This window comes from Evansella tamaricis, assembly GCF_019042215.1.
Taxonomy (GTDB): Bacteria; Bacillota; Bacilli; order Bacillales; family Salisediminibacteriaceae; genus Evansella; species Evansella tamaricis.
Genome location: NZ_JAHQCS010000096.1, coordinates 59,757 through 68,725 on the forward strand (window position 1 = coordinate 59,757; position 8,969 = coordinate 68,725).

12 protein-coding genes are annotated in these 8,969 nt (G+C 33.3%); 6 read left to right on the forward strand and 6 right to left on the reverse strand.

Annotation, left to right across the window (positions count from 1 at the left end):
* Window positions 1–75: 75 nt before the first annotated feature.
* Window positions 76–279, reverse strand: coding sequence for a hypothetical protein (locus KS419_RS11295; protein WP_217066512.1), 204 nt, complete (start codon window positions 277–279; stop codon window positions 76–78).
* Window positions 280–754: 475 nt separating this feature from the next.
* Between KS419_RS11295 and KS419_RS11300 the strand changes: the two genes are divergently transcribed.
* On the forward strand, window positions 755–1,045 hold the full coding sequence (locus tag KS419_RS11300) for a hypothetical protein (protein WP_217066513.1): 291 nt from the start codon (window positions 755–757) through the stop codon (window positions 1,043–1,045).
* Window positions 1,046–1,224: 179 nt separating this feature from the next.
* On the opposite strand, the gene KS419_RS25630 is transcribed toward KS419_RS11300, so the two are convergent.
* Entirely contained in the window at window positions 1,225–1,338 is a 114-nt protein-coding gene (locus KS419_RS25630) for a spore coat protein (protein WP_217066524.1), read from the reverse strand.
* Window positions 1,339–1,765: 427 nt separating this feature from the next.
* Between KS419_RS25630 and KS419_RS11310 the strand changes: the two genes are divergently transcribed.
* Window positions 1,766–2,383 carry an Hsp20/alpha crystallin family protein gene (locus KS419_RS11310; protein ID WP_217066514.1) on the forward strand — a complete coding sequence of 206 codons (618 nt, stop codon included), beginning with the start codon at window positions 1,766–1,768 and terminating at the stop codon, window positions 2,381–2,383.
* Between the two features lie 113 nt (window positions 2,384–2,496).
* On the opposite strand, the gene KS419_RS11315 is transcribed toward KS419_RS11310, so the two are convergent.
* Complete coding sequence (locus KS419_RS11315; RefSeq protein ID WP_217066515.1) at window positions 2,497–2,673, reverse strand: hypothetical protein; 177 nt, start codon at window positions 2,671–2,673, stop codon at window positions 2,497–2,499.
* Between the two features lie 86 nt (window positions 2,674–2,759).
* On the opposite strand from KS419_RS11315, the gene KS419_RS11320 reads away from it, so the two are divergent.
* On the forward strand, window positions 2,760–3,461 hold the full coding sequence (locus tag KS419_RS11320) for a DUF421 domain-containing protein (RefSeq protein ID WP_217066516.1): 702 nt from the start codon (window positions 2,760–2,762) through the stop codon (window positions 3,459–3,461).
* Window positions 3,462–3,679: 218 nt separating this feature from the next.
* On the opposite strand, the gene KS419_RS11325 is transcribed toward KS419_RS11320, so the two are convergent.
* Both KS419_RS11325 and KS419_RS11330 read right to left on the reverse strand, forming a co-directional pair.
* On the reverse strand, window positions 3,680–4,744 hold the full coding sequence (locus tag KS419_RS11325; protein ID WP_217066517.1) for a serine hydrolase domain-containing protein: 1,065 nt from the start codon (window positions 4,742–4,744) through the stop codon (window positions 3,680–3,682).
* A gap of 378 nt (window positions 4,745–5,122) precedes the next feature.
* Entirely contained in the window at window positions 5,123–5,401 is a 279-nt protein-coding gene (locus tag KS419_RS11330; protein ID WP_217066518.1) for a CD3324 family protein, read from the reverse strand.
* A gap of 510 nt (window positions 5,402–5,911) precedes the next feature.
* Between KS419_RS11330 and KS419_RS11335 the strand changes: the two genes are divergently transcribed.
* Genes KS419_RS11335 through KS419_RS11345 form a run of 3 tightly spaced genes read left to right on the forward strand, consistent with a single transcriptional unit; the run spans window position 5,912 to window position 7,263 of the window.
* On the forward strand, window positions 5,912–6,475 hold the full coding sequence (locus KS419_RS11335) for a PadR family transcriptional regulator (RefSeq protein ID WP_217066519.1): 564 nt from the start codon (window positions 5,912–5,914) through the stop codon (window positions 6,473–6,475).
* The gene (locus KS419_RS11340; protein WP_217066520.1) at window positions 6,472–7,041 is read left to right on the forward strand and encodes a rhomboid family intramembrane serine protease; all 570 of its coding nucleotides are present in this window, start codon (window positions 6,472–6,474) and stop codon (window positions 7,039–7,041) included. The genes KS419_RS11335 and KS419_RS11340 overlap by 4 nt, the downstream gene beginning before the upstream one ends.
* 54 nt (window positions 7,042–7,095) lie before the next feature.
* On the forward strand, window positions 7,096–7,263 hold the full coding sequence (locus KS419_RS11345) for a hypothetical protein (protein ID WP_217066521.1): 168 nt from the start codon (window positions 7,096–7,098) through the stop codon (window positions 7,261–7,263).
* A gap of 238 nt (window positions 7,264–7,501) precedes the next feature.
* On the opposite strand, the gene KS419_RS11350 is transcribed toward KS419_RS11345, so the two are convergent.
* On the reverse strand, window positions 7,502–8,722 hold the full coding sequence (locus tag KS419_RS11350; protein ID WP_246593679.1) for an IS110 family RNA-guided transposase: 1,221 nt from the start codon (window positions 8,720–8,722) through the stop codon (window positions 7,502–7,504).
* Between the last annotated feature and the right edge of the window lie 247 nt (window positions 8,723–8,969).

The following is an 8,969-nucleotide window of genomic DNA, read 5'->3' on the forward strand; positions in this document are numbered from 1 at the left end:
AAAAAAGAAGACCACCAGCCAAGGGCTCGCTAGTGGTCATGCGATTGATATAAAAGTACATACTTTAGTCTAATTTTAATTCCTCGGTTTAGCTCCAGTAGCACTATTTACACTATTGAAGTTATTGAACGATATATTTGAACCAGAAAAACTGCCATTCCCCATTGTGTTTTTAGTTTGGGAATCACACCCTGGTATATTATTAGAACCTATATAAACCCCAGAATTATCACTTTGTGAATTAATGTTAATTTCACCGACTTTTATCTTCATACTCACGAGTGTTACCTCCTATCTGTGGAGCAATTATCTAACCATAAGATTTATAGGAACTTGTCTTAATATCATATTTTATTAAATTACTTTAGTGATAGCTTGTATGAAAAAAATGTATAAGCCTATGATACGGGACTAGTTCAAATTAATAAATTAACGATTGATTAATTAAGGTGGACATGGCTGCATATAGTAGAAATAGCAAGAAGAGGGGAAGTGTCTTTATCATGAAAATGAAATTGCTATGGAAGGTGAAAATAATGGGATCTTTTTTCTTTTTCTTGAATAAAAGGGCAGGGGGATAATGATGAAAATTTATGTATGTTATTTTTCCGATATCCTCCAAGACTTCGTAACGTAGATGAGGTCAAAATCAATTTTCAGCTTTTTTAAAAAAGAAGATCCCATCAATCAACATAAAAAAGACCTTTCCGAATTAACAGAAAAGCTGGAGAAATTAGAGAAAATCATTCAAAAAATGGATGATAGAAAAATTGAGTATCACATTACGGTTGAAAATATAGATATAAAAGACCCCGTATTAGAGAGTCTCACTTTTCAATTAGACTCCGTAGATGTGAAGGAGCTTAGCGGTGCTTTAAACTTAGGGAATAATTTTGGGACATCGGTAAATCAAAAAGAAAAAAAGGATCCTAAAGATAAAGAGGAGGAAAAGAAAAAAATTGAGATGGAAGAAAAAGAAAAAAATGCTCCCAATACCATAATGACACCAAGCAAAAAAGGGTTTTCCTTCAAGTTTAATAAATAACTTATAACGTGTATAAATAATCCCGTATACTAAAGAGCCCCCGCATAGGGGGGGAGCTCTGACAATTACCCTTATAGGACTATTTTTACATTTAATGCTACTATCAATCACATTTTTTTAAGTTCTCTATAACTGTTTAAGTATTGAAAGTTTTCTGTTTTTGATTTTTGCGATAACTCCTACGTAAGCTTATCTGCAGTATCAGAGTCAGCAACAGATATGCTGATTAGTACAGCAATCGAAGCCTGTAAACCAGCCTGAAGGTTTATTGCTGCTTTCGTATCCGTTGAAATTTACTGTTACATCACACATTCTTTAATATAGATATAGTGTTCAGTTAATTGTTTCGCTTTATTTTTTTTGACCGCTTCCCGTTTTTCATTTTAATTATTCTTCCTCCTACATACTTCTAATGTACCCATTTTTACTCATTTTAAAATCTCCCCTTTCGAGTTATTCAATAATTCCCTATGTCAAATACACATCATTGATTGCTGAGTTTACACCTAAAATAGGTACAAGTATACCTGTCGATTTTTTTATTAAATTTGCAGTATAGAAACTAGGAAGGTATATGATTATTCAATTACTTACACGAACTTTTCAAGGCTTTAAGAATATGATAATAAAGGAATATAGCCAGTGAGTCTCTATTATTTGTTGAATAATTTAAGCTCCTTTAGCCAAGGGATTATAAAGCTTTATAAAGGGGGGAGTTGCTTGTTTTGGAACAAATTTGATCCGGTCAAACATTTTTTACCAAAGTTAGATGATAAAAAAAACATGACCAACGGTATTGATACTTACGTTCAAAATATGCTGAGTCAATACTTAGGGAATATAGGAAATCCACTAGAAGAGCAGGCGAAACAAGATCACGAGAGTTCGTCAGGGAACGGTGAGGAAACATCTGCTAATAATGAACAAGTTCATTCTTCTAGTCAGCAAACTGACCATAATCAATCGTCCAATCAGTCTTTTACAAATAATAATTCAGATTCATTCATTTCCCAAGCGGAAGCTCAGGCAACGACAAACAATCAAGCATTTCCTGCCCCATCAATTACACCACAAACGAGAATAATTGAAATACATGGATTTATTATTATACAAATTTTAATACCTAAGCATATTGATATAAATGATATAGATGTTCAGCATGATTCAACGAAAGTGGTCATTAAAGGTTTTCCTACTAGTAAGCCATTTGAGATCAAACTTCCTGATTTAGTACGAAAAAAAGCGAGTAGAGCCATTTATAAAAAAAATATTTTAGAAATTCGATTATTAAAACATGAGGATGAGTATCTACATTCGATACCTATAAGAAGGAAATAGAGAGGTAACACAATTTACGAAGAAAAATTGTCTTTTTACAGGAGATTCTAGATAACAAGCCAGTGATTTAGAAAAAGAGAGCAAAGGAGTATCTCCAAAGCTCTCTTTTATACTTAGTTGTTGTTATTATTATTCCTTGCATTACGAGCGTTGTTTGTATTACGAGCGTTGTTCTCGTTCTCATTTGCAAATTCTACATTTGCATTGTTTACATCTAAGTTGTTATTAGTAGCATTGTGTCGATTATTACGGGCATTACGGTTGTTGTTTTCGTTATTATTGTTAGCCATCAAAATCACCTCCACGAGTAATAATATTTGCAGATTATGGTCAATTTAATCTTGTAAGTTTTTACAAAAAAAACGGAGGTGTTCCATTGACTTTCTTAGATATTTTTATACGGACAACAGTTGCTTTTATTGTATTGTATATCCTTTGTCGGCTTTTAAATAAAAAGCTAATTGCACAGATGACCTTCTTCGATTTTGTTGCTGGAATTACAATCGGTTCAATTGCTGCAAGTGCAATGTTGCAGCCCAACACACCGCTATCTATAAGCATGACAGGTTTAATTTTATTTTGTATATATACTTTCATTACCAGTATCATTGCTATTAAAAGCCTATGGGGAAGAAAGATATTAGAAGATGAACCAACCTATATCATTAATAATGGGAAGGTATTGGAGAAAGGTTTGAAGAAGAGTAGAATGACCATGGATGCTTTAATTACTAACTTAAGGAAAAAAGGTGTGTTTTACGTGGAACAAGTGGAAAGCGCCATCTTGGAAACGGACGGAACAGTGTCGGTTTTAAAGAAACCTGGCTATCTAGATGTCATGAAAAAGGATATCAATCAGTTTCAAAGGAGCAGAGGCGTTCCACAAGCGTTTATCATTGATGGAAAAATATTAACAAGTACGTTAAAAATGATCGGTAAAGACACTAATTGGGTAACGGATGTTTTAAAAAAGAACAATATTTCAAAAGTGGAAGATGTTTTTTTTGCCCAGATTGATAACCAAGGAACGATTTATCTTGATAAACGAGAAGATGCCCAGTCCCCATCCTTTGATTAACAACGGAGATTCCTATAAATGCTTAAAACAGATGTGCTCTAAAGAAACAAATAATGAAAACGGTCAATGACAAGCTGTTGCTCATATCGTGGTACAATATGGTGACGTTTGGGAATTTTTATAACATAGTAGATTCTAAGGAGTAGATGTGTTCTACTCCTTAGAATTCATAGATTATATCACACTTAAATTCCATGTGCTCGTATTAATTGATAAACTTAAACTTCTCCTATCATTATATCTTGTACATCCCATGCTAAATCCCAAACGTTTGTGTCTTGATTCGCCATAATAATAATGGTCATATCTGATTGAGGATAATAATTCATGACACAGCTTACACCTGGGTTAATCCCATCCTTTTGAATATAAATAATTTCTCCGGAGTCATTCTTAACTAAGAATTGGAAGCCATATCCCATCATTTCAGTAACCTCAGTATGCTTTCTATACACTTCTTTAGGAGCAAATATGTCAGTTGTAAGCTCATCACTTAATAACTTTCTTGATTTTAGAGAGCGAATAAATAAATCTAAATCTTTTACTGTCGTTAATGCCCCAGCATCAGCAGACCCAATTGCTGGATAAGAATAAATATTTTTTCGATAACCAGTGATATTCTCGTTCTCGTCTTCGATGGAAGCATAATGTTCTGCAGCATTTTCAACGACTTCATCCATGGAGAAAAAACCAGATTGCTTCATACCTACTACATCAAAAATATGTTCCTTTACATATTCTCGATAACTTTTTTCACTTATTTTTTCAATGATTAATCCAAGTAAAATAAAGGCACAATTATTATACCTACAACCTTCTCCAGGTTGGAAGTTTGCTTCCTTTTGAATAAATTGCGGTAAATAATCAATGGTTTCTCTTACAGAATAATTGGGTTTTTCTTTCCAAAGATCTTCGTAACATTCTCCAGCTTCTTCATCCGCATCATCAGCTATACCAGAAGTATGTGTTAGTAAGTGATAAACAGTTACATCCTTATGTATAGATGAATGATCCAGGTTAAGAATATCGATAACCTTATCATCTAATCGAAGCAGTTTATTGTCTACTAATTTTAAAATTGCAACCGCTGTAAAGATTTTTGTGATTGAGGCTGTGTCAAATTTCGTATTCAGTTCATTAGAAACATTCCAACCTCTATGAGCATAACCATAGGATTTATGAAAGATTGTTTCATCCCCTTTTTTTACAAGTCCAACCCCAGAGAAATTTTCAGTTTCAACATAACGATTAAATAATTCTTCAATTAAGTTTTGTGTCTTCATTTTATCTCGCTCCTATGCTTCAAAATATATGTTGAGCAATTATTGTACAGATAGGCAACCTTAACTTTTCAGAAACAACAAACTGAATCACGGAAAACATTATAAGGTTAACCTCACTCAAACTCTACTTTATCATTTTCTAATATGGAGTTGGTGCTCAAAAACAATTCATAATCAACTATGGGTCTAGGAATAGTTAAAAAAGGAAATGGGGCAATTTAGTAGTATAGGGGGAGATTTCATTGGGATTGTTAACAAACTAATTATTAATACTTCTGTATTTTGGCGAGACATAAATTAAAGACATTTTTATTATCTGTCTACCTTTTTAAAAAGGATGTTTATTATTCATAACTAATAATAAACATCCTATACTACCTATGTTTGAAATAGTTTTTCTTGTCTAATAATCCTTCTTATACTTTTTTCTGAGAGATAAAATTTTCTTGATAATTCAGATACACTGACCCCATTAAGGAAATGGTTATAAATATCATGATTCCTCTTTTTAAGGTTTACTCTTGTACCGTTCTTTTCACCCCATGATTTTTTATTCTCACTTTTTCTTGGAATGTATAACGGCTCTCCATCTACATATTTCTGAATCATTTCAATTATTTCTTTTGGTAAAACACTTTCTGCATTAATATAGCTCATCCTCTGTACCTCCTAAAAATGTAAATTTTAGAATTAGAGAAATGATTATATTGAAAGTATTTTACATCCTCTTCATACTTTTCATACTAACATTTTCACAAAAAACACCTCAGTTCAATAATGAAAAAATAATTATCTAACTATTAGTTTAGTATAAGAAAAAGGTAAAGTCTACCATGAAATAGCTATGATGGAGTTTGCTACAGACTGCGCCTCTCCATCGCTCATGGTGCAGAATCTTTTGTATGGTGCCTACCATTAAATCTAATGATTTGTACTTCTACCTCCATTCAGCAAGGAACAGAGTAACCTTGTTGAGAGGAGTAATAGAGAAGTGATAGTGCAACTCAGATGTCTCATATGAAAATATAAGTCAAACAGATAAGCTAATTCCAACTGTATGAAATAAATAACAATATTTGTTAAAATTTTTATTTACAAAAATAATCCAGTATGATAAGTTATATATAACTTGTTGAATATAAATTTTGGAATACAAAGGGTGGTTTTATGAGTTTAAGGTTCGGTATGTTAGGTTTGTTGTGTTACCAAGACATGAGCGGATATGAGTTGAAGAAGACATTTGATACATCATTACAGTTTATGTGGAATACGAAGACTAGTCAGATTTACAGGGAATTACAAAGAATGGAAGAACAAAACCATGTTACGTCTTCCGTTGAAGTTCAGGATAAAAAGTTTGACCGCAAAGTATATTCCATAACCAATCGAGGGAGAGATGCCTTCCATGAATGGGTTAATAAATTCCCCAAAAATTTAATCGCTCCTATACGAGATGAGTTTATTATTCGAGTGTTCTTTGGTGAGCAAATCGAAGCAAATAACCTTACATTTGAAATACAGCGATTCAAGAAACAACAAGAAGAGGAACTGGAAACTATTCTTTTTATAGAAAAGGAAGCAGAAAAATCAGCAGTGGAAGAAAGGCTAGAAGACTCTTTATTTTATTGGCTATTAACAATTAAAAGAGCAAAGAAAGGTATTATTGCAGAAATAGATTGGGCCAATGAAGCCTTGGAATTAATCAAAAATAAAGGACGTGAAGAACAATGAAAATTATCGACATAATGAAAAAGTCACCTGTTACTTTTATATTTTTTACTATATCACTCATTATTTTTATAATTGCCCGTTTAACCGATCCAGAAAATATCCGATTTTTAGCATTAAGTAATTCTGAATTACCTGAAAGATGGTACACTTTAATTACTCACGGTTTTGTTCATGTTGAACCTTATCATTTTATATTAAATATGGTTGTATTAATTTTCGTGGGTCGTTGGGTTGAGCGTCTAATTGGATCAAGAAAATACTTTGTATTAACGTTTTTATGTATCTTAGCTGGGGGCACTTCTATTGTTTTATGGGGAACAGCTGGAATAGGTTTTAGCGCTGCAGGATTCGGGTTACTATTCTATTACTATCTAGCATTTCCAATGGAAAAAGAGTTGTATTTTAATCTACCAAATGTTGTCTTACCCATTCTCCTTCTACTTGTTTCTGTTATAGCTATTGTTTTCGACTTGTTAGGATCTGTGGGACATATTCCTCATTTAGCAGGTGGAATAGTAGGGGCAATATGCCTATTTATCTTTCGAAAAAAACATCGTGAAATTTAAGTAGAAGAAATCAAAAGAATATAATTCTGCTATATGAGAATGGAGGTGCTTGAAATGGAAAAGAAAGTAACGAATTACTTTATACCAGCTGGATTACTTATTGGCCTAGGAATAGGAAAGTTATTTGATCAGCCTATACCTGGAGGATTAATCGGTTTAGGTTTAGGTTTCTTGTCTACAATAGTAAGTTCAATAGTATCATCCAATTCAAAAGAAAGTTAGTTTCATTGATTAGTAGAGGCTGAGACATAACAAAAGTGTTGAAAACCCGAAAAGTACAAAACACTTTTGTCCCAGCCTCTTTTTCTTACCTACAGTCAAGTGTTTTTATTAATTAATAACTATTTTTTGGGTGGGAGGGGTACCACTCCCACCCAAAAAAACATTTTGGAAATGACAAATAGACCTGACGAGTTATGTTTTTTCGAAAGGTCATCTATGTTATAGTGTAAATAACTGATTACGAACAGATGGATGCTGTATTGTAATCATAGGTGATGTTGTGTGTGATTAGATGAAAGGCCACTTTCAAGAACTTATTCACACATGCAATTGACGCAACTTTATGGGGTTTGCCTTGAGGTTGCGTTTTTAATTTGTCATAATACTCTACAATATGATTGTTGGACTTCTTACGAAGTTTAATCATCGATTGAACCATGTAGTACAATAGTTTTCGTAATTTGTTATTTCCTCGTTTATTTATTTTATCTTTATAAAATGTATTACCAGATTGATAACGCATGATATCAATTCCAACATATGCATTCAATTGTTTATGGTTCTGGAAGCGTTGTAGATCCCCTAGTTCTCCAATTAGTCTTACAGCAGTCACCTCTCCAATCCCTGGAAAAGAAAGTAATACCTGATACTCAATACGATCTTTTGAAAGTTCAACCATCTGTTTTATAAGCATGTCTTTTTTCGCTTTAAGATCTGTGATACGTATAGCATAATCCCGAATTTGGTCACAACGAACATCATCTTTTGATATTGCTGGATAGGAATCTTGTGCTGCGTGAAGTAATTCTATTGCTTTTTCTTCTGCACGTTTAAGGGATATGTTCTTTTTTGTATTCCCTTTTATTTTATTTCGTATTACAGTTTTAGAACATGCCAATACTTCATCTGGGTGTGGGAAAAGCTGAGTGACGTTCAAAAAGAGAGCAGAACGTTTTGAAAAAAGACGCTCTAATTCAGGAAAACTAAGCTGTAAAATAGCGTGCAATCTACTGTATAGACTTATAATTTCACTATCTAGTTCATCGTAATAACGTGTTAGTGCGCGCATTTGTTTATAGTAGTTTTCTTCCTGGTATGTCGTAGAACGTTCTGTTCGAAAATGAGATTTAGCAAGCCCATGAGCATCACTTATATCTGTCTTATGACGACGCATCGAAGCCGTTTGTAGATTCGCTTCTAACGGGCTAACTCTATGATAGGTGTAGCCTTCTGCTTGAAAAAACTGTTCTAATGGTCTCGAATACACTCCTGATGCTTCAAATACAATTTCAGGTGCTTGACCATCCCGTTTAATGATTTCACAAATCCTTTCATTCAAGGCTTTAAAGGACGATTTATTATGTGTAATTTCGCCTTCATATTCACATTTATTATAGTGATTATAGATAACCATTGTACTTTTCCCCATACTAACATCGAATGCTAGAACATGTTTCATGTTCATTTCTCCTTCTCTTACCATTCATAGAAGCCTTCACATTGCCTTATCGATTCCACTTTCTTTTACTCGATCTCTTAAGGACCCAACATACTAAACTGATTCAAATAAGGGTGTGAAGTCGGCCGGTTTATAATACGGACTCTTAAATGGTCCTAGAGGCTGGTCGGCCTTACTTCACTTCTACTATAAAAAAATAGTAGCACAAACCCTGGCCAGGGTCTGCACTACTAATGTTAGTATGTTT